Source organism: Pontibacter coccineus, assembly GCF_030546575.1.
GTDB lineage: Bacteria > Bacteroidota > Bacteroidia > Cytophagales > Hymenobacteraceae > Pontibacter > Pontibacter coccineus.
This window is the reverse complement of record NZ_JAUOTN010000007.1, coordinates 147,141-173,488: the sequence shown is the minus strand read 5'-3', so window position 1 is coordinate 173,488 and position 26,348 is coordinate 147,141. Positions and strand designations below refer to the sequence as shown.

The 26,348-nt window shown below is 53.4% G+C and carries 19 protein-coding genes; 11 read left to right on the top strand and 8 right to left on the bottom strand.

What is annotated here, in order from left to right; genetic code table 11:
• Nucleotides 1–241: 241 nt before the first annotated feature.
• Both Q4E40_RS16295 and Q4E40_RS16290 read left to right on the top strand, forming a co-directional pair.
• Complete coding sequence (locus tag Q4E40_RS16295) at nt 242–904, top strand: outer membrane beta-barrel protein (RefSeq protein ID WP_303413640.1); 663 nt, start codon at nt 242–244, stop codon at nt 902–904.
• Nucleotides 905–914: 10 nt separating this feature from the next.
• The gene (locus Q4E40_RS16290) at nt 915–1,628 is read left to right on the top strand and encodes a hypothetical protein (RefSeq protein ID WP_303413639.1); all 714 of its coding nucleotides are present in this window, start codon (nt 915–917) and stop codon (nt 1,626–1,628) included.
• Nucleotides 1,629–1,712: 84 nt separating this feature from the next.
• Here the strand turns inward: Q4E40_RS16290 and Q4E40_RS16285 are convergent, their stop codons facing one another.
• Together Q4E40_RS16285 and Q4E40_RS16280 are read right to left on the bottom strand one after the other, a co-directional pair.
• Entirely contained in the window at nt 1,713–2,453 is a 741-nt protein-coding gene (locus Q4E40_RS16285) for a (Fe-S)-binding protein (protein WP_303413637.1), read from the bottom strand.
• A 2-nt stretch (nt 2,454–2,455) separates the two neighbouring features.
• Nucleotides 2,456–3,316, bottom strand: coding sequence for a hydroxymethylglutaryl-CoA lyase (locus tag Q4E40_RS16280; RefSeq protein ID WP_303413636.1), 861 nt, complete (start codon nt 3,314–3,316; stop codon nt 2,456–2,458).
• Between the two features lie 302 nt (nt 3,317–3,618).
• Between Q4E40_RS16280 and Q4E40_RS16275 the strand changes: the two genes are divergently transcribed.
• The 3 genes from Q4E40_RS16275 to Q4E40_RS16265 all read left to right on the top strand — a co-directional run bounded on the left by Q4E40_RS16275 (nt 3,619) and on the right by Q4E40_RS16265 (nt 6,691).
• Nucleotides 3,619–5,049 carry an aldehyde dehydrogenase gene (locus Q4E40_RS16275; protein ID WP_303413635.1) on the top strand — a complete coding sequence of 477 codons (1,431 nt, stop codon included), beginning with the start codon at nt 3,619–3,621 and terminating at the stop codon, nt 5,047–5,049.
• Nucleotides 5,050–5,168: 119 nt separating this feature from the next.
• Complete coding sequence (locus tag Q4E40_RS16270) at nt 5,169–5,561, top strand: hypothetical protein (protein WP_303413633.1); 393 nt, start codon at nt 5,169–5,171, stop codon at nt 5,559–5,561.
• Nucleotides 5,562–5,641: 80 nt separating this feature from the next.
• Nucleotides 5,642–6,691, top strand: a complete 1,050-nt coding sequence (locus tag Q4E40_RS16265) for a CNNM domain-containing protein (protein ID WP_303413632.1) — start codon at nt 5,642–5,644, stop codon at nt 6,689–6,691.
• A gap of 95 nt (nt 6,692–6,786) precedes the next feature.
• Here the strand turns inward: Q4E40_RS16265 and aceA are convergent, their stop codons facing one another.
• Nucleotides 6,787–8,067 carry an isocitrate lyase gene (gene aceA / locus Q4E40_RS16260; RefSeq protein WP_303413631.1) on the bottom strand — a complete coding sequence of 427 codons (1,281 nt, stop codon included), beginning with the start codon at nt 8,065–8,067 and terminating at the stop codon, nt 6,787–6,789.
• Nucleotides 8,068–8,253: 186 nt separating this feature from the next.
• On the bottom strand, nt 8,254–9,846 hold the full coding sequence (gene aceB, locus Q4E40_RS16255; RefSeq protein ID WP_303413630.1) for a malate synthase A: 1,593 nt from the start codon (nt 9,844–9,846) through the stop codon (nt 8,254–8,256).
• 151 nt (nt 9,847–9,997) lie between these two features.
• Here aceB and Q4E40_RS16250 point away from each other — a divergent pair, with 151 nt between their 5' ends.
• From Q4E40_RS16250 to Q4E40_RS16235, 4 genes are all read left to right on the top strand, one after another.
• The gene (locus tag Q4E40_RS16250) at nt 9,998–11,479 is read left to right on the top strand and encodes a helix-turn-helix domain-containing protein (protein WP_303413629.1); all 1,482 of its coding nucleotides are present in this window, start codon (nt 9,998–10,000) and stop codon (nt 11,477–11,479) included.
• Nucleotides 11,480–12,344: 865 nt separating this feature from the next.
• Nucleotides 12,345–13,907: an exodeoxyribonuclease VII large subunit gene (xseA, locus tag Q4E40_RS16245; RefSeq protein ID WP_303413628.1), complete on the top strand. Its 1,563-nt coding sequence runs from the start codon at nt 12,345–12,347 to the stop codon at nt 13,905–13,907.
• Nucleotides 13,900–14,166 (top strand): exodeoxyribonuclease VII small subunit, encoded by a 267-nt coding sequence (gene xseB, locus Q4E40_RS16240; protein ID WP_303413627.1) that lies wholly within the window; start codon nt 13,900–13,902, stop codon nt 14,164–14,166. Before xseA ends, xseB begins: the two co-directional genes overlap by 8 nt.
• Before the next feature lie 17 nt (nt 14,167–14,183).
• Nucleotides 14,184–14,384, top strand: a complete 201-nt coding sequence (locus tag Q4E40_RS16235) for a hypothetical protein (RefSeq protein ID WP_303413626.1) — start codon at nt 14,184–14,186, stop codon at nt 14,382–14,384.
• Nucleotides 14,385–14,465: 81 nt separating this feature from the next.
• Here Q4E40_RS16235 and Q4E40_RS16230 read toward each other — a convergent pair whose 3' ends face one another.
• Nucleotides 14,466–16,673, bottom strand: a complete 2,208-nt coding sequence (locus tag Q4E40_RS16230; protein WP_303413624.1) for a bifunctional alpha,alpha-trehalose-phosphate synthase (UDP-forming)/trehalose-phosphatase — start codon at nt 16,671–16,673, stop codon at nt 14,466–14,468.
• 397 nt (nt 16,674–17,070) lie between these two features.
• Here Q4E40_RS16230 and Q4E40_RS16225 point away from each other — a divergent pair, with 397 nt between their 5' ends.
• Both Q4E40_RS16225 and Q4E40_RS16220 read left to right on the top strand, forming a co-directional pair.
• Nucleotides 17,071–17,670, top strand: coding sequence for a DUF2179 domain-containing protein (locus Q4E40_RS16225; protein ID WP_303413622.1), 600 nt, complete (start codon nt 17,071–17,073; stop codon nt 17,668–17,670).
• Between the two features lie 599 nt (nt 17,671–18,269).
• Nucleotides 18,270–18,410 (top strand): hypothetical protein, encoded by a 141-nt coding sequence (locus Q4E40_RS16220; protein WP_303413620.1) that lies wholly within the window; start codon nt 18,270–18,272, stop codon nt 18,408–18,410.
• Between the two features lie 224 nt (nt 18,411–18,634).
• Here the strand turns inward: Q4E40_RS16220 and glgB are convergent, their stop codons facing one another.
• The 3 genes from glgB to Q4E40_RS16205 are packed head-to-tail and all read right to left on the bottom strand — an operon-like array spanning nt 18,635 to nt 26,348.
• Nucleotides 18,635–20,986, bottom strand: coding sequence for a 1,4-alpha-glucan branching protein GlgB (gene glgB, locus Q4E40_RS16215; protein ID WP_303413618.1), 2,352 nt, complete (start codon nt 20,984–20,986; stop codon nt 18,635–18,637).
• Nucleotides 20,979–24,311: a maltose alpha-D-glucosyltransferase gene (gene treS, locus Q4E40_RS16210; RefSeq protein WP_303413617.1), complete on the bottom strand. Its 3,333-nt coding sequence runs from the start codon at nt 24,309–24,311 to the stop codon at nt 20,979–20,981. The genes glgB and treS overlap by 8 nt, the downstream gene beginning before the upstream one ends.
• Before the next feature lie 15 nt (nt 24,312–24,326).
• Nucleotides 24,327–26,348, bottom strand: a complete 2,022-nt coding sequence (locus Q4E40_RS16205) for an alpha-1,4-glucan--maltose-1-phosphate maltosyltransferase (RefSeq protein WP_303413616.1) — start codon at nt 26,346–26,348, stop codon at nt 24,327–24,329.

Here is a 26,348-nt window from a genome sequence, read left to right as displayed (position 1 = left end):
TTCGTGTTTTGTATTCTTATACGCTAATGGCTTGGTGAAGTAGCCTGCAAGACTACTAATGAGTTGTTATTCAGGCATTTTCAGTATTACCAACTTTAAGGGTACGTGTTTTTACGCAGACAATAACGGCCATACCTGTAGACTGGCCAGCCATCACGAATTTATAACATTAGAATATCCCGATATTACAATACTGGCACATTAATTGCCCTTCATGTGTGCGAACCTTAAAAAAACAAACATGAAGAAAATCTTTACCACTGCCATGCTGGCATTACTGGGTGCCGGGGCTTATGCTCAAACTATTCCACAAACAACAAAAGGGTCCATTGTTGTATCAGGATCGGTGAATTTTAGCAACGAAAACTCCGAAAATACGAGCTATGAACCTGCAAGTAAAAACACCTACCGCTCCATCAATCTGTATCCCTCAGTAGGTTACTTTATTCAAGATGGCCTCGAAATAGGTACAGGTATAGGTTTGAGGCATCAGACCAGTATAAGTAAAACAGAGGAACTTAAGACTACCAGCAGAACGAAGACGCTCAGCCTCACCCCCTATGTGAGGAAGTATATCCCGCTTTTTGAGCAACTTCATCTGCATGGCACAGCCTACGCATCGTTTGGGATCGGAAATACTAATGCTAAAAATAGCCACAGTTCATCATCGGAGGTTGTGAGCACTCATCATAATATAGGTATAGGTGCATACCCCGGACTCACCTATTTTGCCACGCCACGTCTTGGGGTCACGGCCACATTTGGCTCGCTCTCCTATGAAAACAGCAGCGAGAAGGCGAAAGAAGGGCAGGCCTCCGACTGGAGCAGAAAAAGCAACTATTTCAGGGCCGATCTTTCTCCAAACAGCATCAGCCTGGGTTTAAGTTATTTCATTTCACGCTAACCCGACGATGATGAAAAAACTGACTTTATTAGCGATTGCGGGTTTGCTGGCATTCAGCGCCCAGGCACAAACCACAAAAGGCACGCTGGTGCTGACGGGAAAACTGGGCTATTCACAGTCTAAATCCAAGCATGACAGGGATAGAAACACCCCTCGTTCTGAGTTCGAACAATACAACTATACTGTTTCTCCCTCTATAGGATTTCTGATCAAAGACAAGCTGGAAATTGGGGTGGCAGTGTACAGGTATAAGTTACATCACGAGGATGCAAACTATTTCGAAAGTAACAAAAGTACCTGGGAACGGAGGGAAAACAACAAAGGTGTGAGCGTGTATGCCAGGCAATACAAGTACCTGACTGAGAAACTGGCCCTACACGGCACTCTTTCGGCAGGAATCAGCAACCAGGTCACTTCTTATGCAAGTAATACGGTTGGGCAATATCCATACACAAGCATAGATGAACATGATGCCATTCTGGTTAGTGGCTCTCTCTCGCCGGGTATCACGTTTTTTGCCTCCAAAAAGCTGGGGATTCAGGCGGGACTGGGCGCGCTCACTTTCAACCACTCTGTTACCGATTCCTTTAGAGAATACACGCTTTATAATGACCCGCCTTATGAGCTGCAACGTTGGGAAGATACCTACAAAAGAAATGAGCTGCGTTTTGACTTCTCGAGCATGCACCTGAACTTCGGGCTTTCCTATTTTATAGGTCAGTAGATTCTTTATACCCGTAAATAAGCAGCGGCCTCACCCATTCCGGAGTGAGGCCGCTGCTTTATACCTATACCTGTGGTTTATACCTTACCAACCACTGGCCAGCACGTCGGCAATGTGCATGGTCTTGATCGGTTTTTTGTTTTTCTGGATGTAGCCGTTGAGGTGCATCAGGCAGCTGCTGTCGGTCGAGATGATGTAATCGGCACCGGTTGCCAGCGCATTTTCCACCTTCTGCTCGGCCATTGCCACCGAAATGGCTTCGAACTTCACGGCAAAGGTACCGCCAAAGCCGCAGCAGGTTTCGGTGTCTTCCATCTCGATCATTTCCAGCCCGTGCACGCCTTGCAGCAGCGCACGTGGCCCTTCCTTGATGTGGCATTCGCGCAGGGCGCTGCAGGAGTCGTGGTAGGTGGCTTTGCCGTCGAGGCGGGCGCCCGGCACTTGCGATACCTTGAGCACATCGGTCAGAAACTCGGTCAGCTCGAACACTTTTTTCTGCATGGCGCGGTACTTCACCAGTTTGGACGACTTCACGAAGATGTCCTGGTAGGCATTGCGCACCATACCCACGCAACTTGCCGATGGCGCCACAATGTAATGGGAAGTTTCGTTCGAGAAATCGTCGAGAAACTTGTTGGCCACTTCGCGGGCTTCGTCAAAGAACCCGGCATTGAAAGCGGGCTGTCCGCAGCAGGTCTGGTTGGGGTTGTAGTTTACCTCGCAGCCCAGGCCCTCGAGCACTTTCACCATGCTCATACCTGTCTCGGGATGCAGCTGATCCACGAAGCAGGGTATGAAAATATCTACAATTGTTCTTCTAGCCATAATCAGGAGAAAACAGAGCCTGAGGCTGCCAGCGCAGCAGCGAAAGCCTCTTTGTCGAGCTCCAAATTTAAGGCATTATTTTCGAAGTAGCTGACCAAATTTTCAGTCGCCATGTTGCCCACCAGTTCGTCTTTGGCCATCGGGCAACCACCATACCCGCGCATGGCCCCGTCAAACCGGCGGCAGCCCGCCTGGTAAGCGGCCTCCACTTTCTCGTGCCAGGTAGTCGGTGTGGTGTGCAGGTGCGCGCCAAACTCGATGTGCGGGAAAGCGGGCACCAGTTCACTGAACAGGTAGGTGATGTTCTCCGGATTGGAAACGCCGATAGTGTCCGAAAGCGAAATGGTGGTTACGCCTAGCTTGTCCAGTTCCTCTACAAAACGGATCACTGTCGCCGCATCCCAGGGGTCGTTGTACGGATTGCCGAATCCCATGCTGATATAAGTAACAAGCGTTTTGCCTTGTTGCTGACAGATGTTCTGTATCTGGGCCAGTTGGGTCATGGCCTCGGCGATGCTCTTGTTGGTGTTGCGCTGCTGAAACGTCTCCGAAACCGAGAGTGGAAAGCCGAGGTAGTCGATCGCTTGGTGTGAGGCCGCCTCTTCCGCGCCCCGCACATTGGCGATGATGGCCAGTAGTTTAGAGCGGGTGCTACTCAGATCCAGACCGGCCAGCACGTCGGCGGTGTCAGCCAGTTGCGGTATGGCTTTGGGCGACACGAAACTACCGAAATCGATCGTGTCGAAGCCTACCTGCAGCAGCTTGTTGATGTAGTCGATCTTGGTCTGGGTAGGTATAAAATCATGCAGGCCCTGCATGGCATCGCGCGGGCACTCAATTATTTTGATGGTATCGGTTGTCATAGCAAAGCAGTTTTGGTCGTTTCCTCAAAGATACAAAGAAGCGTATGCCGGAGTTGGGAATTAATGTGAGAATTTGAAATGGCAGGATGCGGCCGACTTGTTGGCAAAACGCTGCAGCAGTCAATCTGGTGGCCTGACAGGTATAGCAGGGCTTCGACTACAGCCTCTACCTATCCTGCTGCAGATAAGGGTATAAATGTTTTTGTATTTGACCTTATTCCCCTATATTATGGTGGTAAAATACCCACTACTATCAAAAATAGCCACTGAATCCGCAACCATACCCCAACTCCTCACCCGCTATGAATTCAACGAACACTTTTGTAACCAAAGTTAGCCCCGCCAGGGAAGCAGACCCGCAGGTCGTGTTGGGCCTGCTGCAACAGCAACGCTCCTTTTTTGCCACAGGCCATACCCTGGACATCCGTTTCCGGAAAGAGCAGCTCCGAAGACTGCTGGAGGCTGTGCGCAGCCACGAGCAGGAACTTATCGATGCCATGTACGCCGACTTCCGTAAACCGGCCTTTGAGACGTATACCACCGAGATCGGCTTCATCGAAAAAGAACTGCAGCTCGTGCTCAAAAACATAGCGCGCTGGGCCAAGCCACAGGCCGTGGGTGAAACGCTGCTCAACTTCCCGGCCCGCAGCTACATTTACTCCCAGCCGTACGGGGTGGCCCTCATCATCGGTCCCTGGAACTACCCTTTGCAACTGGTGCTCAACCCGCTGATTGGTGCTTTGGCAGCCGGCAATTGTGCTATCGTCAAGCCATCTGAACTCACTCCCGCCACTTCGGCTGTTATTTCCCGGCTCATCTCCAACATATTTGATCCCCGCCTGGTCGCCGTGGTGGAAGGTGGTGTGGCTACCACGCAGCACCTGCTGGCGCAGCGCTTCGACTACATCTTTTTTACGGGCAGCACGCAGGTGGGCCGCGTCGTGATGAAGGCTGCTGCCGAACACCTGACCCCCGTTACGTTGGAACTCGGTGGTAAAAGTCCGGTGATCGTGGCCGAAGACGCTGACCTGGGGCTGGCAGCAAGGCGTATTGCCTGGGGCAAATTCATGAACGCCGGTCAGACCTGCGTTGCCCCGGATTATGTGCTGGTGCAGGAACAGGTAAAAGACGAGTTGATGGAGCGCCTGCGCATTGCCATTCAGGAGTTTTATGGCGACTCGCCCCGACACAGCCCGGATTTTGCCCGCATCATCAACGACCGGCACTACCAGCGCCTGAGAAGTTACCTGCAGGACAGCGTGGTTCGGATCGGTGGGCAGCACGATGCAGAGAGTCGCTTCATCGCCCCGACTGTGCTGGACCAGGTGAGCTGGCAACACCCGGTTATGCAGGAAGAAATATTCGGGCCTATCCTGCCTGTGCTCACCTATACCCACCTGAATGAAGCCATCCGGCAAGTGAATGCCCGGGAAAAGCCTCTTGCGCTTTACTTTTTCTCATCGGACAAATGGCAGCAGCAGCAAGTGCTGGAGCAGGCGCACTTTGGAGGCGGCTGCATCAACGATACCATCTCGCACCTCATCAACCCCAAACTGCCTTTCGGCGGAGTAGGCGAAAGTGGCGTGGGCAGCTATCACGGGCAGGCCAGCTTTGAGCTGTTCTCTAACCAGAAAAGCGTTGTGCACCGCGGCACCTGGATTGACCTGCCGCTGCGCTACCCGCCCTACGGCAACCGATTGGCTTTTATCAGGAAGATATTCAAATGGCTATAGGTCAAGGTATAGGTATACCTCACGTACCCATGTAGCCGTGCCATAGCGCTTCTCGTATGAAAATAAATAGGGGTAGTTGCCGTATAGGAGCTGTACACCCTTACATACCTGAGAACACTATGGAAAACCTGATAGAATACCTGAACGAATCACTAGTTCCGCTGGAGGAAAAAGTAAAAGAGTACCTGCATGTAGAGCGTGACATCCGACTGCTGGAGGTGGAGCTGTTGTCGCTACAGAGCATGCGGCCCGACTTTGACCCGGAGCAGACGATGGAACAGCATCTGACAGATAAGCAACCGCAAAACTCGCTGAATGATAAAGAGCAGAAGCTGAAAGATCTGCTCGGCAAGTATAAGGCCCTGCAGCAGGAGGTGATCGGTATGCTGCCTGAGCGAGACAAGTTTGTGGAGCTGAACCTGGGCTATGGGCCGAGCATGGTCGGCTATTTTACGGTGGATCCGGAAACCCGCACGCCGCTGGAGGAGCCGGTGCTACGCGTAGTGCACTAATTTCGGTATCTTTGATGCTTTAATCTTTGACGTCCCTGGAGTAGGACTGTCCTGGACGAACCAAAACCGTAACCACCTACATGGGTTTACTATTATTTTACCTTCTCATATCGCTCGTTCTATCTTTCATGTGCTCTTTGCTTGAGGCGTCCCTGCTTAGCATCACCCCCTCGCATGTGGGCATCACCAAACAAAAAAATCCGGCGCTTGGCAAGCACCTGCAAGAGTTCAAAGACAACGTGGACCGGCCACTGGCCGCTATCCTCACCCTCAACACGTTTGCGCATACCATTGGCGCGGCCGGGGTAGGCGCACAGGCGCAGGTCTTGTGGGGAGACAAGTACCTGTCGCTGGTGTCCGCCATCGTCACCATCATCATCCTCATCTTTTCTGAGATCATACCTAAAACGCTCGGTGTCAACTATTGGAGGCAACTGACCCCCTTTACGGTGACCACGCTACGCATCATGATCTACTCGCCTTTGTATCCGCTCATCATGCTTTCGCAGTTCATAACCAAACGCCTGAAACGTGACAAGGACAAGAGTGTGCTGAGCCGCGCCGACTTTTCGGCTATGGCGGAAATAGGTATAAAAGAAGGCATTTTTAAGCGAGGCGAGTCCCAGATCCTGCGCAACATTTTGCGCTTTAACCAGGTGCTGGTGCGCCATGTGATGACGCCGCGAACCGTCGTTTACGGTGCGCAGGAGGACATGCTGATTGTTGACTTTTTCAAGCAGGCAAAGACCTTGCGCTTCTCCCGCATTCCGGTTTACCAAAACAGTCTGGATGATTCGGATGGCTATGTGCTGAAGGATGAAGTGCTCTCCAAACTAATCGACAACCAGGGCAACTTACCCCTGAAAAGCATCAAGCGCAGCATAGAAGTAGTGACCGAATACATGCCTATACCTGAGCTGTTCAGCCGACTGATCAAAGAGCAAAACCACATTGCGCTGGTCGTGGACGAGTACGGCGGCACAGCCGGCATCGTGACCATGGAGGATATCATCGAAACGCTGTTAGGTATGGAGATCATGGACGAGATGGACAACGTGGAGGATATGCAGAAATGGGCTCGTGAGAATTGGGCAAAACGCGCCAAGGGCATCGGGTTCAAGACAGAGTAAACGGCTATCCTATACCTTTCATATCCTACAAAAAGCGAGCTCCCCGCCATCCATCAGATAGCGGGGAGCTCGCTTTTTAGGCAGGCAGTCTGTGCTTAATGAAACTGTTCTTCTTCCGTAGAGCCCGCCAGCGCAGCAGTAGAAGCAGTGCCTGAGGTAACCGTGTTCTGGATGGCATCGAAGTAGGCGGTGCCGACAAAAGACTGGTGCTTCACGGCTTTGAAGCCTTCCTTCGCCAGACCAAATTCACGCTCCTGCAACTCCGAGTAGCCTGCCATGCCCCGTGCTTTGTAGGCCCTGGCCAGTTCGAACATGCTGGTGTTGAGCGCATGGAAGCCGGCCAGTGTGATGAACTGGAATTTGTAGCCCATTCTAGCCAACTCCTCCCGGAACGTTTCCATCTCCTCCACGCGCAGTTTGGCTGCCCAGTTAAAGGATGGAGAACAGTTATAGGCCAGCAGTTTGCCCGGGAACTCGGAATGGATGGCTTCTGCAAACCGGAGCGCCTGCTTTAAGTCTGGTGTAGACGTTTCCATCCAGATCAGGTCGGCGTATGGGGCATAGGCCAGGCCGCGGGCTATACCTTGCACCAGACCACAATTCACGCGGTAAAAGCCTTCGCTGGTGCGCTCGCCAGGTATAATAAATTCATGGTCACGCGGATCGATGTCGCTCGTGATCAGGTTGGCGGCGTCAGCATCGGTGCGGGCTACCAGCAGGGTTGGCACACCCATCACATCGGCTGCTAGTCTAGCTGCCACCAGTTTATTGATGGCTTCCTGCGTCGGCACCAGCACCTTACCACCCAGGTGGCCGCACTTCTTGGCACTCGATAACTGGTCCTCGAAATGCACCCCGGCGGCTCCGGCCTCGATCATCATCTTCATCAATTCGAAAGCATTCAGGTTACCACCAAAGCCCGCCTCCGCATCAGCCACGATCGGCACTAGCCAATCAATCTCCCCTTCGCCGGTCACGCTCTGGATCTGGTCTGCCCGCAGCAACGCGTTGTTGATCTTCTTGATCACATTCGGCACGCTGTCGGCCGGGTACAGGCTCTGGTCGGGGTACATGTGGCCGGCCAGGTTGGCATCGGCGGCGACCTGCCAGCCGCTCAGGTAAATGGCGTTGAGACCGGCCTGCACTTCTTGCACTGCCTGGTTGCCCGTCATGGCGCCCAGTCCGGCCACATAATCTTCTGTGTGCAGCTTATGCCAGAGTTTCTCCGCCCCATTGCGGGCCAGGGAATACTCAATTTTAACGGAGCCCTGCAGTTTCACAACTTCGTCGGCGGTATACGGTCTTTTTATACCTGCCCAACGTGGGTTCACGATCCAGTCTTGCTGGATAGCCTGAATTCTTTCGGTCTTGTTCATGATAGTATAATGAGTAATGAATGATGAGTAATGACTACTGAGTGGTAGGCAGGGAATGCCTAAAGTCGAATCAATAATGAGTGGAGAATAAGGACGAATGAATAGTGAGGAATGGATTGATGATGAAGGAATTTTCATTATCAATCCATTCCTCACTATTCATTCGTCATTACTCATTACCCATTATTAGTCAATGTACTTATAAGCCGGGAGCGTCAGAAAGTCGACGAAGCAGGTGGAGAGCACAAGCTCGGAGAAAAGGTGGGAGGCACGTTCGAAATGGCAGTTTTTGAACATAGCCAGGCCTACTTCCTCTTTGATGTGCTCGGTTTCTTCTTTGATCAGCTGCAGCACACGGGCCTCGGTAATGGGTTCGCCTTCGGCGGTACGGGTGCCCTCATGATGCAGCCACTGCCATACCTGCGCCCGCGAGATTTCAGCGGTGGCGGCGTCCTCCATCAGGTTGTGAATGGCCGCTGCGCCGGTGCCGCAAAGCCAGTTGCCGATGTACAGGATGCCCACGTTGATGTTGAGTCGGAGGCCGGCCTCTGTTATCCTGCCCCCTTCTATCTTGAAGTTGAGGAGGTCTTCCGGTTTCACATTCACTTCTTCGCGCAGCACTTCTTTCTGGTGCGGTTTATCACCGAGCACTTTGTCAAATGCTTCACGTGCCATAGGTATAAGGTCCGGATGGGCGACCCAGGTACCGTCAAAGCCGTTCCTGGCCTCAAAATCCTTGTCTGCTTTGACTTTCTCAAAAGCCGTTTTGTTTACGGCAGGATCGTGCCGATTCGGGATGAAGGCCGCCATACCGCCCATGGCATGCGCACCACGCTTGTGGCAGGTCTGCACGAGCAGATCGGTATACGCTTTCATAAAAGGCACCTGCATTGTAATGGCCGTGCGATCCGGAAAAATCACATCCGGCTGGTTGCGGAATTTCTTGATGGCACTGAAGATGTAGTCCCAACGGCCGGCATTCAGACCGACGATGTGCTCGCGAAGTTCATACAGGATTTCGTCCATCTCGAAAGCGGCCAGGATGGTTTCGATCAGCACGGTTACTTTGATCGTGCCGACAGGTATCACCAAGGCCTCCTGTGCCGCCACAAACACTTCGTTCCACAAGCGGGCCTCCAGATGACTCTCCAGTTTGGGCAGGTAGAAATAAGGTCCTGTACCACGGGCGATCAGCTCTTGGGCATTGTGGAAGAAGAAAAGTCCGAAGTCGAATAAGGCGGCTGAGATCGGTTTGTCGCCGATTACCAAATGCTTTTCAGTCAGGTGCCAGCCTCTTGGACGCACTTTTAGCAAAGCCACCGTCTCTTTCAACTGGTATACCTTGCCGTTTTGGTAGGTAATGGTGCGGCGCACAACATCGAATAGGTTATGTTGGCCCTGCACCACGTTCTCCCAGGTAGGCGAGTTGGCGTCCTCGAAGTCAGCCATGAACACATCAGCCCCGGAGTTCAGCGCATTGATCACCATTTTGCGATCCACCGGTCCGGTGATCTCCACACGGCGCAGTTGCAGGTCGGCAGGTATAGCACCCACTTTCCATTCCCCCTCCCGAACTGCTTTGGTCTCCTTCAGAAAATCGGGACGCTCGCCGGCATCGATTCGTTGTTGTCGCTCCGCTCTTGCTTTTAACAGCTCCATTCTTCTGGTTTCGAAACGCTCATGCAGCATTTCCAAAAATTCAAGGGCTTGAGTCGTTAATACCTGCTCTATACCTTTCACAGGCGAACCTTTTACCTGGGCTGTGCTTTCTACTAACATAACTATAAATTTGAGGTGATGAATTGTAATTTTATAATCTATACGCGAACATTTTATATTTGGCGAATTTTCGCTAATAAAATTATTTACATTTATAGGAAATAATCGCAAAAGCCCGTTTATTAGCATAAAGACCCAGAAAAAAATTTGAATGAGGCTACAGGAAGATGCGATCCGGCTTATACTCGGATTGAAAATCAAGCAGTTAAGATCAGAAAAAAACATCTCGCTAACCGACCTGGCCATAAGCACCGGCATATCAGTGTCGTACCTCAATGAAATAGAGAAAGGAAAAAAGCACCCGAAACCGAGTAAGATCGCCGTGATCGCCGATGAACTGGGTGTGACCTACGATTACCTGGTATCGCTGCAGTTGAGCAAGCGCCTGCAGCCGGTGGGGGAGCTTTTGCAGTCGAATATTCTGTCGGAGCTACCCCTGGAACATTTCGGGCTCGACATCAGCCGCCTGTTGGACCTCTTCGCCACTGCCCCGGCCAAGCTGAGCGCCTTTGTGAACACCCTGCTGGAAATATCGCGTGCCTTTGACCTGCGGGTAGAGCAGTTCTATTTCTCCGCCCTGCGCTCTTACCAAGAGCTGCACGACAATTACTTCGAGGACCTGGAACTGGAGGTGGAGCGCTTTATGGAGGCGCATGGAATCAGTCCGGAACAAACACCCTCCTACGTGCAGCTAGCAGGTATACTGGAAAATTCATTTAACATAAAAATAGCAACAGAGACATTTGATCAGTACCCAGAGCTGGCTCCGCTTCGTTCTATCCACAGACCCGGTGTTACGCCTTTACTCCTGCTCAACCCCAACCTAACAGAGCAGCAACGGGCATTTGCGGTGGCCCGCGAGATCGGCTTTGAGGTACTGCAGTTGAAACCACGTCCCCATACCTCCACCTGGGTGAAAGTGGGCTCGTTTGAAGAGGTGTTCAACAACTTCAAGGCCTCTTATTTCGCAGGAGCTTTGCTGCTCAACCGCGACCGCCTGGTACAGGACATGCAAACGTTTTTCGCGCAGCCTACCTGGCAGCCAAACATGCTGCTGCAGCTCATGGAAAATTACAGCACCTCCCCAGAAACCCTGCTGCACCGCCTGACTTCACTCCTGCCCCGCTTTTTCAACATCAAGCAACTCTTTTTCCTGCGCTTCCACCACGATGTAGCCTCAGACCACTATTCACTTACAAAAGAACTGCACCTCTCGGGGTTGCATAACCCACACGCCTCTTTCCTGAACGAGCACTATTGCCGCCGCTGGATCTCACTCACGCTCTTCGGGGAAATGGACAGGCAGAAACTGGCGGGGCAGCTTGAGCAGCCGCTGGTTGGTATACAGCGTTCCTCTTACATCAACTCTACTAACGAGTACCTGGTACTCGCCCTGGCCCAGCCTACTGAAAGCCTGAACGGGACGATCAGCATCGGTATGCTGCTCAACGAGAACCTGCGCCGCAAAGTCCGCTTCCTAGACGACCCGGCCATTGTGCACCGTTACGTCAACGAAACCTGTGAACGCTGCCCCGCCCTCGACTGCCTCGAACGCGCCGCCCCACCCGTGATTCTGGAAAAGCAGCTGTGGCAGGAAAAGGTAATGCAGACGCTGGACAAGTTGAAGGGGTAAGGTTGGGATTTGTATGTTGGAGAGAAATCTCATGTACAATTAGCCTGCCCCTCCCAAGAGGGGCGTTTCCTGCAGCTGCCAATTCACAGGTAGAGACTTTGCAGCTACGTTTTCATGTGCACGCTTGTCATCCCCCTGCCCCCTTCTTCGTCGAGGGCCAATACCCCCAAGGGGGACTGCTCGGCAATACCGGTTTTTAGGTATAGGTTCTCTTCGAATGTCTTTAATTACTCACACGGAATATACCCACCCCCGCCCCTCCCGAGAGGGGAATTGCTACCGCTACTACTTCGCAGGTGTAAGCTTCGTTGTGACTTTCTAAATAATACCGGGTCCAACCACCCCTAACCCCTCCTTGTCCTTTAAGAGGGCCCCTACCCCCAGGCGGGGAGCCTGTAGTTACCAATCTAAAGGTATAACCTCGTAGTCCAGACCGACAAAAAACTGGCAGGTATAGTAAGACTAACTTGCCCCCGAAGCTATGGAACAAACAGCGGTGCCAAGTGCGCTTTTTGATTACCCACTGTTTGAGCGTTCAGCGGGTTTGGGGAATCTTGATTTTTTTGCTTACTTTTTTCATCAAGGAAAAAAGTAAGGCCCGCCCGGCCAGGGCAAGCAATGAAACCACACTGGTTGCTATACCTGCACCAGCCATAGCTACAAAGCAAAGTATGCTATACCTATACCTGGGCCAGAGGCCCCACCATAGCCGTCACGAGTGAGGACGCTCACACCATTGTTACAGTACCTGCATAAGTAGTCTCTTAGTAAAGCCTGACAGCTGCAAAACTCAAAAACCCTTTTCGACTTTAAAGATAATTCCTCCAAAAACCCTATCTTCGGGATTAGATTCTTCACCCTACCCATGGCCCAGTTTAATTTCAGCCAGACTACCGTAACCCAGGAGTTTCATGCTCCGCTTTCGCTCTTCGAACTGCACCAGCAGATCCGGGAAGAGCTCGAACTGGCGTTTCCGGAGAGTTACTGGGTGGTGGCGGAGATATCGCAGGTAACGCCGGACCGGCGCAAAGGGCACTGTTACCTCAACCTGGTCGATAAAGGCGATATCCCGCGTGGTGCCATACAGGCGCAGGCGAGGGCCACGATCTGGAGCAGCCGCTTTCAGATGCTGGGGCGCTACTTTGAGGAAAAGACCGGGCAACCGCTCAAGGCCGGGCTCAAGATCCTGTTCCAGGCGCAGGTGCGTTTTCACGAGCTCTATGGCCTGAGCCTCGACATCGTCAACATCGACGCAAACTATACCATTGGCGACCTGGCCCGGCAGCGGCAGGAAACCCTGAAGCGGCTGGAGGCTGAGGGATTGCTCACGGCCAACAAAGAACTGGAAATGCCGCTGGTGCCACAGCGACTGGCCATTGTGTCGTCGGCGACGGCGGCGGGCTACCAGGATTTCATCCACCAGCTCGAAAACAACAGCTACGGCTTTACCTTCGATACGCGCCTTTTTCCGGCTACGGTGCAGGGCAACGAGGCACCCGCCTCTATCGTCAAAGCCATGGATCTGATCGCCAGGTATAGCCACCTGTTCGACGCCATCGTGATCATTCGTGGGGGTGGCTCGCAGACGGACCTGGGCTGCTTTGACGATTACAAAGTAGCGGCAGCCATCGGTAACGCTCCCCTACCCGTGATAACAGGTATAGGCCACGAGCGCGATGAAAGCATTGCCGACCTCGTAGCCCATACCCGCCAGAAAACCCCGACAGCTGTAGCGAACTACCTATTGGATAAAGCGCTTGCTTTCGAAACGGCAGTAGAGGGGTTGTTCGACAGCATTCACATGTTCGCCAGCCAACAGCTTCGCCTTACGGCCGACAAGCTGGAGAGGCAGAGCCTGAAAATCGCGAATCTTACGAATAGTTTCCTGCAGGAGAACCGGGAGCAGCTGGAGCATTTTTCCAAGAGCCTGCTACTCAAGCCCAAAAGCTTCCTCGAAAACCAGAAGCACCAACTCCTGACCTCGGAAAGGCTGCTGCAGGCAAATACGAAAGACTTGTTGCACCTGCGCTCTAAGGAACTAAGTGAACTGACCGTTTGTGTGGAAGGTATAGGCCAGCGCTGGCTGCACATGAAAGAGCAGGATCTGAACAAGCTCGTGCACTGCATCGAGACAGAGGCCAAGGACAAGCACAAGTGGAGTCAGCTGAGCTTTGTGAAATGCAGCGACCGCCTGCAATACAGTGCCCAGAAAAAACTGAGCGCCGACAGCCACCGGCTCGAGCTGCTCGAAATGCGTATCCAGGCCAACGACCCGGAAAAGCTCCTGCTGCGCGGCTATACCTTGACATTGATCAACGGCAAGATCATCAAGTACATGGGGCAGGTGAAAGAGGGAGATGTGATCGAAACACGCCTTCAGGACGGCAGGGTGCACAGTTTAGTTGTAAATACAGACAAAGATGAATAACAAAGACATAAGTAAAATGACCTACCGCGAGGCCACCCAGGAACTCGAGGAAATCCTGCGGGCCATCGAAAGCGACTCCGTGGATGTGGATGAACTCACACAGAAAGTGCAGCGCTCTTCCCTGCTGATCAAATTCTGCAAAGACAAGCTGCGCCATGCCGAGAACGCCATCAACCAGGTATTCAACGAGGAGAACTGCGAAGAGCCGGCCTCTAAGCCTGAGAAAGGTGGTGCGGGCAGTGGCACTTTGTTTCAATAGGTAGAGCCGGACATTCCATGAAAAAATTTGCCCTCATCCTGATTGTGCTGCTGATCGTTTTGATCATTTATAACCTAACCAACCTTTATTTTTCCGACCCGCTAACTTCTGTGCCGAACCAGCAGGTATACATGAAATTAGTAGCCAATACGTTGGTGCTTTTTTCGCTCATATTCAGCTACCGCAGGTATAGCAAAAGAACGGAAGACGGGCGCTGAGATCAGCCAACACCACTTAAACGAAAAGCCCCGGACTGCTAAGTAGCAGCCAGGGCTTTTTCGGTTTCACTATACCTCAGTTTACAACAATTCCTTCGGGAGCTTCTTTTGTTTAAGCCCCACCAGCCTGGAGAGTAGCTTTCGGGCTTCTTCACAGCTGTCCAGGTGGTACTTGGCCACCGAGTGGGAGTTTCCGATCTTGATGGTATAGGCCTCACGCGGCATGGCCTTGAAAATGTCCTCGTCGCCCCAGTCGTCGCCGACGGCCAGTACGAAGTCGTGCGGGTACATGTTGAGCCAGTAACCGGTCGCTTTGCCCTTGCTCACCTCCTGCGCCTTGATCTCCACAGCCATCTGCCCGTCGAGCACCTGTAGGTTGCTGTTGGTGGCCAGGAAGTTGAGGTGGCTTACAAGCTCACGAGCGCGCAGCTCACCCAAGCCGGTTTCCACGCGGCGGTAGTGCCATACCAGCGAGTACTCTTTCTCTTCTATAAAGGAGCCCGGCGTGCGGTCCACGTACAGGTCCAGAATCAGACGAATGTCGCTCTTCCAGTCGTCGATCAGGCTGGTCATGGTCTGCCAACCGGTGCCGCGCTGCTTTATCCAGACGCCGTGTTCGGCTATCAGGTCGATGTTGAGGTGGCCCAACCAGCGCTGCATGTTGTCTTTCTCGCGGCTGCTGATCACCACTACCCGGTTTTTGGGATTGCTGTTCAGCATCTGCAAAAGCTCCAGCAGATCTTCGTCAGGGGCAGCCATGAGCGGACGGTTGTGGTAGTCGACCAGGGCGCCGTCATACTCCAGGAAGAACAGGCGGGAACTGGCCTCTGCATACGAGTTGCTGAGTTCCTGGTAGGTAGCTTCGTCGAGGTACGTGGTGGCCATGGACAGCTGCTTGATCTTTACATAAGAGAGGCGGTCCATGAACATACTCACCCAGTGGTGGATGTTATACCTGCGCAGCGATTCCTGCATGTGCTGCATGTGCTGTTTCTGGATATCTTCGGGCATGGTGAGGGCCGTGTGCAGCGTCTCCACCATTTGATTGATGTCATTCGGGTTGATCAACAGTGCCTCCGAAAGCTCTTTGGAAGCGCCCGCCATTTCGCTCAGGATCAGCACGCCGGTCTGGTCAAGCTTGCTGGCTACGTACTCTTTACAGACCAGGTTCATGCCATCCCGCATCGGGGTTACCAGCGCCACATCGGCCATTCGGTAAAAGGCGGAGAGCGTTTCCAACGGATACGAGCGGTAAAAGTACTGGATCGGGTTCCAGTTCATGTGGCTGTATTTGCCGTTGATGCGCCCCACCAGTTCGTCCACCGCCTCTTTCAGCTCCTTGTATTTTTCCACCGCATCCCGCGACGGCACCACCAGCATCACCAGCGTCACCTTCTCGTGAAACTCCGGGTAGCGCTCCAGAAAGAGCTCAAAGGCCTGCAACCGTTGCGGTATACCTTTGGAGTAGTCCAGGCGGTCGATGGAAAGCACAATCTTTTTAGAGTGCAGGTTGTTACGGTAAATCTTCTCCCGCTTCTTCACCTCCTCGCTGTCAGCTGTCTGCTCATACTTATCATAGTCTATCCCCATCGGGAAAGAATCGACGAGCAGCGAGCGGTTGCCGGTGTTGATCCAGCCATGCGTGCTGCCGTGTCCCACTAGGCGGTTTACCGAACTGAGGAAGTGGCGCATGTCGTCGTAGGTATGGAAACCGATCAGGTCGGAACCCAGCATACCTTCCAGCAGCTCCTTGCGCCAGGGCAGTAACCGGAACACTTCGTAAGATGGAAACGGAATATGCTGAAAGAAACCGATGGTGCTTTCCGGCAGTTTCTCGCGCAGCATGGAGGGCAGTAGCAGCAACTGGTAATCGTGCACCCAGATCGTATCATCGGGTTCTGCCACTTTCACCAACTCGTCGCAGTACTTCTGGTTAACCTCTACGTACGTCTCCCAGAGCTGCTGCTCGTAAATAGCGTACTGACTGAAATAGTGGAAAGTAGGCCACAGCGTTTCGTTGCTGAAGCCCTCATAAAACTCTTTTATTTCTCTTTCGGTCAGGAAAACCGGGTGCATGTTTTGCCCATTGAGGTTGTCGATGACTTGCTGTTGCTGCGTTTCATCTTCGACTACCATGCCCGGCCAGCCAATCCAAAGGTTGTTCTTTTTCTTGTAGATAGAGCCTAGTCCCGTTGCGAGGCCGCCCTCGCTGGGTTTAAAATCAAGCCGTCCCTCACTTTCCTGTAGTTTTACAGGGAGTCGGTTTGATACAATAATCAATTTCGCCATGTGATTACACCTTATGTCTGGCATCTGCAGCAGCCAACCCAGGGTGTGAGCCAGCCGCATTCAGGGTCCGGATATTAAAAATATGCTCCGTCAGGTTATGACAGAGACAATCTCTATAACATACGGATATAATTGAGCGTGCGTTCTGGCTATATAGTAAATTTAATATGAAATAAATTCCCTGCCTGACACTGAAGTATATACCTCACGGCGAGGCCTGCTTCCGCATACAGGGTATACCTGGAGTTGTGCTATCATATCCGCGAAATACTTAGTATCTTTATAGGTGAGCCTCGCCCGGAGGCCTTGGATAAGGCCCGGGGCACTGTAGATTAGAAAACTATTTCTGGTCGTTCTCAGTAACAGCTTACACATTAGCCAAAGAACAAAATACCCCATGGATTACTTTAAAGGAGTTGACCCTGAAATTGTCAATTGGGTCATTATACCTGCCCTTATTTTTCTTGCCCGCATTATGGACGTGACGCTGGGCACCCTCCGCATCGTTTTCATCTCGAAAGGAGACAAGACCATTGCCCCGCTGCTGGGCTTTGTTGAGGTACTGATCTGGCTCGTGGCCATTACGCAGGTGATGCAGAACCTGAATAACGTTGCCTCCTACTTTGCCTGGGCGGCCGGTTTTGCCGCAGGCAATTTCCTGGGTCTGCGCATCGAGCAGATACTGGCGCTTGGCCAGGTCGTGGTACGGGTTATTACGGTAGATTCTGGAGACGAGCTCATCAGTCGGCTGACCAACAGGGGCTACCGCCTCACCGCTTTGGACGCCAAAGGCTCGCGTGGCAATGTCAACCTGCTGTTCATGATCGTGAAGCGCAAGAAAATGACGGAGGTCATCGACATTATCCGCGACTACAACCCCAACGCCTTCTACTCTATCGAAGACGTGCGCTCGGTATCGGACACAGACCTCCCCAGCGAGGAGGGTGAACGCAAGCGAAGTTTCACCAAGTTTCTGCCATTGAGGAAGGGGAAGTGATAGGTGGGTGAGTCAGGATTTTCAGGATTCGTAGATCTTTATTGCACGATTATACCTGTCCCTCCTGTTTTAGTGACCCCTACCCTGAGAAGCGGTATTGGCAGTCATAATAATTCTTTAGATCTAAACGCTGCAGGGAATTAACCCCATCCCTGCCTTCCCCTAAGAACAGGGGAAGGAGCTGTGCACGATTGTCATCCCCCTGCCCCCTTCAAAGGGGGTACTTGCCGTTACTGCCGGTTTTTTGGTATAGCTTCTTAGCGACTGACTTTAATTACTCCCACGGATTATACCCACCCCTGCCCCTCCCGAGAGGGGAATTGCCGCCGCTACTACTTTACAGGTATAAGCATTGTAGTTATAGAAGTCCTTTTTCTATACCGGGCTCTACCGCCCCTAACCCCTCCTTGTCTAAGGCGGGGAGCTCGCTACTGCCAGTTCAGAGAACTTGATGCTATTGTGTATTATCTGTGCACGATTAACATCCCCCTGCCCCCTTCGAAGGGGGACTTTCTGCCATTACCAGTGCTAGATATAAGTTTTGTCGTGAGTGTCTCAAACCACTGGCAGGCATAGCAAGACTAACTTGCACTTGAGCAATGAAACAAGTAGCGGTGCTAGGTGCGCTTTTCGACACTCCACTGTTCGAGCGTTCAGCGAGTTTGGAGGGTCTTGACTTTTTTGCCTTCTTTTTGTGTCAAGACAAAAAGAAGGTGCCCGCCGCACAGGCGAAACTATAGAACAAATCAGCTTAAGGTATAGCTAGACCGACCCTACGATATGTATAGGTATAGGCATACTGCTAGCTATTTCTGACAATGGGGCCAGAGGCCCCACTATAGCAGACACGAGCGTCGACGCTCGTGCCATAGCTAGCCGCGCTATATCTCATAAAAATGAGCGTCTGCTCATACCTGACCAGACGCTCATTTACCAAGGTAATACCCTTATCAAATAATCAAACTTAACCCTGCTGTGGCTGATACTTAAAATACACCACCGCCATAGGCGGCAGCTTCAGCACAATAGAGTAATCATGCCCGTGGAAGGAGTCAGGTATAGCCTGCAGCGTTCCGTGGTTATGGAAATTGCTGCCACCAAAAAGGCTATCATCACTGTTGAACACCTCTAACCAGTTACCACCCGTTGGCACGCCCAGGCGGTAATTGTCGTGCACACCCGGCGTGAAGTTGCACACCACCAGCAACTGCTCTTCCGGCCGCTCCCCTTTGCGCAGGAAACTGATCACGCTGTTGTGGGCGTCGTTATAGTCGATCCACTCGAAGCCTGCCGGATCAAAGGCCTTGCCGTAAAGGGCCGGTTCCTGCTGGTAGATATGGTTGAGTGCACGTATGAGCTGCTGTATACCTGCATGGTTGCCATATTGCAGCAAGTGCCAATCCAGGCTGCTGTCGTGGTTCCACTCAGCGCTTTGCGCCAGTTCGCCGCCCATGAACAGGAGCTTGGCACCCGGGTGCGCATACATATAGGTATAGAGCGCCCGCAGGTTGGCAAAAGCCTGCCACTCATCACCCGGCATCTTCCGGATCAGGGAGCCTTTGCCATGCACCACTTCGTCGTGCGAGAGCGGTAGCATGAAGCGCTCGCTGAACGCGTAGATGATGCTAAAGGTGATATCGCCCTGGTGGTGCCGGCGGTAGATGGGGTCTTTTGAGAAATAAGTGAGCGTGTCGTGCATCCAGCCCATCATCCACTTCATGTCGAAGCCCAGACCACCGTCTGCTACTTTTCCTGTTACCTGCGGCCAGGCTGTGGATTCTTCTGCGATCGTGAGCGTTTCCGGGAACTGCGTATGCACGGCTTCGTTGAAATCTTTCAGTAAAGAGATGGCTTCCAGGTTTTCCCGCCCGCCAAACTCATTCGGGATCCATTCGTCGTGCTTGCGGCTGTAGTCCAGGTATAACATGGAGGCAACGGCATCTACCCGAAGGCCATCCACGTGGTATTTATCGAGCCAGAACAAAGCGTTGCTGATCAGGAAAGAGCGTACCTCGTTGCGACCGTAGTTGAAGATGTAGCTGTTCCAGTCCGGGTGGTAGCCTTTGCGCGGATCGGCGTGCTCGAACAGGTGCGTGCCGTCAAAATAGGCCAGGCCGTGCTCGTCTGACGGGAAGTGCGAGGGCACCCAGTCCATGATCACCCCAATGCCTTCGCGGTGCAGGGCATCGATCAGGTACATCAGATCCTCCGGCGAACCATAGAGACTGGCTGCTGCAAAATAACCTGTGATCTGGTAGCCCCAGGAGCCACTGAAGGGATGGTACATCACCGGCATAAACTCCACATGCGTAAAGCCCAGATCCTTGACGTAGGCAGGCAACTCCTCCGCCAGTTCGCGGTAAGTTAGCGGACGGTTGTTGTCTTCGGGCTTTCGGCGCCAGGAGCCCACATGCATTTCATACACAGCGTAAGGCTGCGGCTGTCCGTGGCGCGACTTGCGTTGTGCCAGCCAGTTCTGGTCCTGCCAGGTATGGCGGAACTCGTGTACGACCGAAGCTGTCTGAGGCGGTTTTTCGCGGCGCAGCGCAAAAGGGTCGCTCTTCTCGACATGGTACATGTGGTAGCGCGACCTGATGTGGTACTTGTACAGCATACCTGCCTGCACATCCGGTATAAAGCCTTCCCATATACCAGAGTTATCAGCACGCGCCTGCAGTTGGTGGCTTTCGCGGTTCCAGGAATTAAAATCACCCATCACCGAAACCTGCTCAGCATTCGGAGCCCATACCGCAAAGTAAGCGCCTTGCGTACCTTGCCGCTCCATCAGGTGCGAGCCAAGTTTTTCATAGAGGTTAAAGTGGCGGCCTTCGCGGAACAGGTATACATCGAACTCAGACAACCGGCTGATATCGTAGTAGACCGGTCCGGTTTGCTCCTGCCGCGGCTGCTCCACCACCGGAGCAGGCGTAGTCGACAGGCCTACCTCCTGCGCCTCCTGTTGCAGCGTTGCTGACTTAGCAGACCTGCTTCGCTTTGGTTTGGTTTCACCCTGCGCAGTAGTTGATTCGGCAGAAGTGGCTTGATCTTGACGCCCCCGCTTTGACTTCACCATCACTTCCCGGGCTGCACCTCCTATTTCAGTGTCGTCTGTTTTGCGCGGCCTGCCCCTTTTGGGTTGGGCTGCAGCCATACCAGACTGCACTCCTACAGGAGCTATATCTTCATCTTTTTTGATTTTCTTTCTGCCCCCCGTTTTGTTCGGCTCCGTGCCCTCGTTCATGGCTGCGCCGGCACCGGTTTCCATACCTGTCAGTGGGTTCTGCTGTGTGTTATCCTGTTCCTTTTTCTTAGCCATTCTGATATTTCCTCATGATGTACTTTATGCCCCTGATCGGGATGAGAACCCAATCCGGACGGTTATTCAGTTCATAGCCCAGCTCGTAGATCGCCTTCTCCAACAGGTAGGTTTCCATCAGCACCTGTATGTCTTCTTCGTTCTCCGGCACCACGCCCGTTCCCTTGGCTATACCCAGGTAGGTATGCATAAAGAACCCGCTGGCGTAGTGGTACCATTGCTCGGCCCATTGGTCTAAATAGTCGCCGTCTTCTTTGCGGAAACTGTCCTGCTGGAACAGCGCATTGTAAGCGGCGTAGTGGAACGAACGAATCATACCGGCCACGTCGCGCAACGGGGAGCGTTTGAGTCGGCGCTCGCTGAACGAGCGGGCCGGTTCTCCTTCAAAGTCAATGATGATGAAATCTCGTCCCGTGAACAGCACCTGCCCCAGGTGGTAATCCCCGTGGGTACGGATCTTCATCGTGTCGATCTTGCGACGGAAGATCATCTTGAGACGTTCCAGCACTTGCTGCCGCATCTGCAGCACCTCCTCGGCCTCCGCCCGCACGCTATCCGGCAAATTAGGCAGGTGCTTGCGCAGGCTGTCAAAATTGCTGCGCACCAGTGAGGTGAGCGACGAGTAGAGCGAACGCTGGTAATGGAGCGAGAACTCCTCCGGTGCAAAGTCCCTGGATTCAACCATATCGGCCAGGGCCAGGTGCATTTCGGCGGTGCGTTGCCCCAACAGTTCGATGCGCTCTACCGAAGCGCCTCCGAGTTGCAACTGCATGTGCTCCGGCGCGTCGGCAAACGGTACAGGCCGCGCCAGTGTGCCCGTTGTGTCAGACAATGGTTCGTGGTCTTTATGGGTTTGCAGACGCTCGAAAAAGCGCTTGAGCGAATCCTCCATGTATACCCAGGCATCGCCCTGGTTCGGCACGAGCTCCTGCAGCATCACGAGCACCATCGGCGGCTTGCCTTCCTCCTCGTGCTCCACCGAGCCCAGGAACATTGGCACATGCGGGAATTCCTTGTCAGTCAGGGCTTGCACGATCTCCACATCCGGATTCAGCGTGCGGTCGAGCTTGCGGTATACCTTCAGGAAGAATTGGTTGTCGTACAGGACGGAGGTATTGCTCTGCTCCGCCCCCAGTATTTTAGAAGTGAGCGGCTGCCCTATCTCTTTTATTTTATTGGCAATGCTGCGGCTTCCGGTACCCACCAGTTCAGCGCCATCCACTTTGATGCTTTTGCGTTTGGCCATCAGGTTGAGCAGCATCTGGCGGTAATCCTCAGAGTAGACAGCATCGTACAGGATGCCTTCTTTCCCATCCATGGTCACGCGGCCAATCACGCTGTTGGGTTGCGTGGCAATCAGTTCCTCCTCCTGTTCGCCGCTGGCAAAGGCGATCGGCAACTGGTACAGCTCAGACAGCCCTTCGTTGTAGCTCACCTCAATAAACAACAGCGAAGCGGCAAAGCGCCCGGCCACCATCGGCATGTTATTTACCACCTGCATGCGCTGTATGGTGCGGGCCTTGCCCCCGAACCAACGACGGTTCATGATGTAAGGCGGCAGCACCTTACTCTCGAGCGTTTTGAGTGCTCGGGAAGGTATAGGCTGACTAAGTGGCGGCAACTGCATGGCTGGCTTTTTCATGTCGAGCCCTTCGCGGCCGCTTACTTCCTGCGGTTGCAGCTCGAACCAGAAGTAGCCGTGCGCCCCCATCGTGAGCACGTAGTTTTCGTCTTTTATCTGTGGGAATTTGTTTTTGCTGAACACCTCCACCGGCACATAGCCTCTGAACTCCGGCAAGTCCAGCTCCACTGCCTCCGGGAAGCGCGACAGGTTGGCGATCACCAGGATGTTTTCGTCCTGGTAAGAGCGCACAAAAGCCAGCACCTTCGCATTAGCAGGATTCAGGAAGCGGATCTCGCCGCGACCGAAGGCCTTGTAGCGCTTGCGCATGTTGATGACGCGGCGCATCCACCACAGCAGCGAGTTGGCGTTGTGTTGCTGTGTGTCCACGTTCACCGACTCGTATTTGTACTCCGGGTCAATGATCACGGGCAGGTATAGCTTCTGCGGATTGGCCGTGGAGAAGCCCGCGTTGCGGTTATCGTTCCACTGCATGGGCGTGCGCACCCCGTCGCGGTCACCGAGGTAGTAGTTGTCGCCCATCCCGATCTCGTCGCCGTAGTACACCACCGGTGTGCCGCGCATTGAGAAAAGGAGCACGTTCATCAACTCGATCTTCGCGCGGTCGTTGCCTAAGAGTGGGGCCAGGCGATGGCGTATACCCAGGTTGATCTTGGCTAGCGGGTCCCGTGTGTATACCTTGTACATGTAGTCGCGCTCCTCGTCGGTCACCATTTCGAGTGTGAGTTCGTCGTGGTTGCGCAGGAACATCGCCCACTGGCAGGTCTCCGGTATAGCCGGTGTCTGGTCAAATATGTCGATGATCGGGTAGCGGTCCTCCATCTTCACCGACATGAACAGGCGCGGCATGATCGGGAAGTGGTAGTTCATGTGGCACTCATCTCCGTTGCCGAAGTACGAAGCCGAATCCTCCGGCCACATGTTCGCTTCCGCCAACAGCAGTTTGCCCTCATACTTGCTGTCCACGTGGGCGCGCAGCTTTTTGAGGAAGTCGTGGGTTTCGGGCAGGTTCTCGCAGTTGGTGCCGTCTCGCTCGAACAGGTAAGGCACGGCATCCAGACGGAAGCCGTCCACGCCCATGTCGAACCAGTAATCGAGCATCTTGAACACCTCCTGCTGCACGTCCGGGTTGTCGAAGTTCAGGTCGGGCTGGTGGTGGAAGAAGCGGTGCCAATAGTATTGACCGGCCACCGGGTCCCATGTCCAGTTACTAGGCTCGTAATCCGTGAAAATAATGCGCACGTCCTTGTACTGCTTCGGATCGTCGGTCCAGACGTAGTAGTTGCGGTACTTGGAGCCTTTCTTGGCGCGACGTGCCCGCTGAAACCAGGGGTGCTGGTCGGAAGAGTGGTTGATGACCAACTCGGTGATCACCTTCAGCCCACGGCGGTGCGCCTCTTTCACAAACAGCTTGAAATCCTGCATGGTACCGTAGCTCGGATTGATGCTGTAGTAGTCGGCAATGTCGTAGCCGTCGTCTTTGAGCGGCGACGGGTAGAAAGGCAAGAGCCAGATAGCCGTTACGCCCAGTTCTTCCAGATAGTCAAGCTTTTGCATCAGGCCTTTGAAGTCGCCGATGCCGTCGCCGTTGCCATCCATAAAGGCCTTGATGTGCAACTCGTAAATGATGGCGTCTTTGTACCAGTGAATGTTGTCGTCGAGAAGGGTGTTGTCCTCTGCCATATAGTTTTTTCTGTTTTATTCGTGTTTGCCGTGGTCATCGGGCAGCCAGTTGTCGTCCAGACTGTCGTGGCCCATGCCAGGGTTTGCGGTTTCGATGCGGAACACATGAACCGGCATTTCGTGTGGCCGAAGCTCCACGTAATTCCATTCGCTGTTCCAGGTATATTTGTGTTCGGTCATCAGGTCGTGCACCATGTACTGCTGGGTGCTGTCCATGTTCAGGGCATGCAGCGGCACCTGTACCCAACCGGCCTGCGTGTTGTGCGGGTCCAGGTTCACGACCATCAGCATCTTGTTTCGCCGTTCGCTGTCCCACTTGGTGTAGCACAGCAACTGCGGATTGTCGGTGTCGCCAAAGGCTATGTTCCAGGTGGTTTGCAGCGCCGGGTTGACCTGCCGTATCTTGTTTATTTTGGTGATGACCTCCCGGATTTTGGTCAGGCGGCCCCAGTCCCAATGCATGACCTCGTACTTTTCCGAATCCCAGTATTCTTCCTTGCCTTGTACCGGCGTGTTGATGCCGAACTCATATACAGGCCCGTACATACCATAGTTGGACGAGAGCGTAGCCGCCAGCACCACACGGGTAATGTGCGCCGGCTCACCGCCAGACTGCAATTCGTGCGGCAGAATGTCGGGGGTGTTTGGCCAGAAGTTCGGGCGGTAAAAGTCGCGCATCTCGGTCTGAGTGAGCTCGCGCATGTATTCTTTGATCTCCGCGGCCGTGTTGCGCCACGTGAAGTAGGTATAGGACTGCGTGAAACCGATCTTTCCCAAACGCTCCATTACACGCGGACGGGTGAAGGCTTCTGCCAGGAAAATGACCTGTGGGTATTGCTGGCGCACCTCCCGGATCATCCATTCCCAAAAAGCGAAAGGCTTGGTATGCGGGTTGTCAACCCGGAAGATGTAAACGCCCTGCTCGATCCAGTGGATAACGATGCTTTTGAGCTCGCGCCACAGGTTTTGCCAGTCTTCCGTTTCGAAGTTGACGGGCAGCACGTCCTGGTATTTCTTGGGTGGGTTTTCGGCGTACTGCACCGTGCCATCGGGCCGCCACTTAAACCATTGTGAGTGCTCCTTTACATACGGGTGGTCGGGCGAGCACTGGATAGCGAAATCCAGGGCTACCTCAATGCCGTGCTCGCGGGCGGACTGCACAAAATGCCGGAATTCGTCAAGGCTGCCCAGCTCCGGCAGAATGCTTTTATGTCCTCCGCTTTCGGCGCCGATAGCCCAGGGTGAACCCGGCTCTCCGGGCTGCGAAGTGACTGAGTTGTTTTTGCCTTTCCGGAAAGCAAAACCAATCGGATGGATAGGCGGCAGGTAGATCGTATCGAAGCCCATTTCGGCGATGCGTGGCAGGAGCCGCTCGCAATCCTGGAAAGTGCCGTGGCGGCCGTCCTCCTGTGCAGCAGAGCGCGGAAAGAACTCGTACCAGGTACTGAACAGCGCTTTCTGCCGCTCTACTTCTACGGTCAGTATTTTGTGGTAATTCGTCACATTCTGGCGCTCGCAGCAGGCGTGCATCAGGTCCGATACATCCGGACTGGTGGCCAGTGCTACGGCGTCGGCAATGGAGCCGGGTTTGTTCAATTGCTCGGCCCATTTGCGCAGGCGCTTCTGCTGACCGGGCTTGGCCGTGGCGGCAGACTCTTCGAGCAGCTGCGCTCCTATCTGCAGTTCGACTGTGATATCCTGGTTTGCCTCGAATTTTTTCTTCAGTCCCTTTTGCCAGGTATAGAAGTGGTCGATCCAGCCCTGCAGGGTGTACTCAAAGGTACCCATGCTATCGGGTGTGAAGGTTACGCGCCAGTGGTCGTTGCCCAGGAATTGCATCGGCACCTCGCTCCACTTTTTCTTTTTGGAATGGCGGTAGAGCAGCACGGCTTTTACTTCATCATGGCCATCTCCAAACACATCTGCCGTCACTTCGACTTCCTCTCCCACAACGCGTTTGATTGGATACTGCCCACAGTTTACCTGCGGCTTCACGTTCTCGATGACAACCCTTTTGGTTCCTTCCAGTGCTTCCAT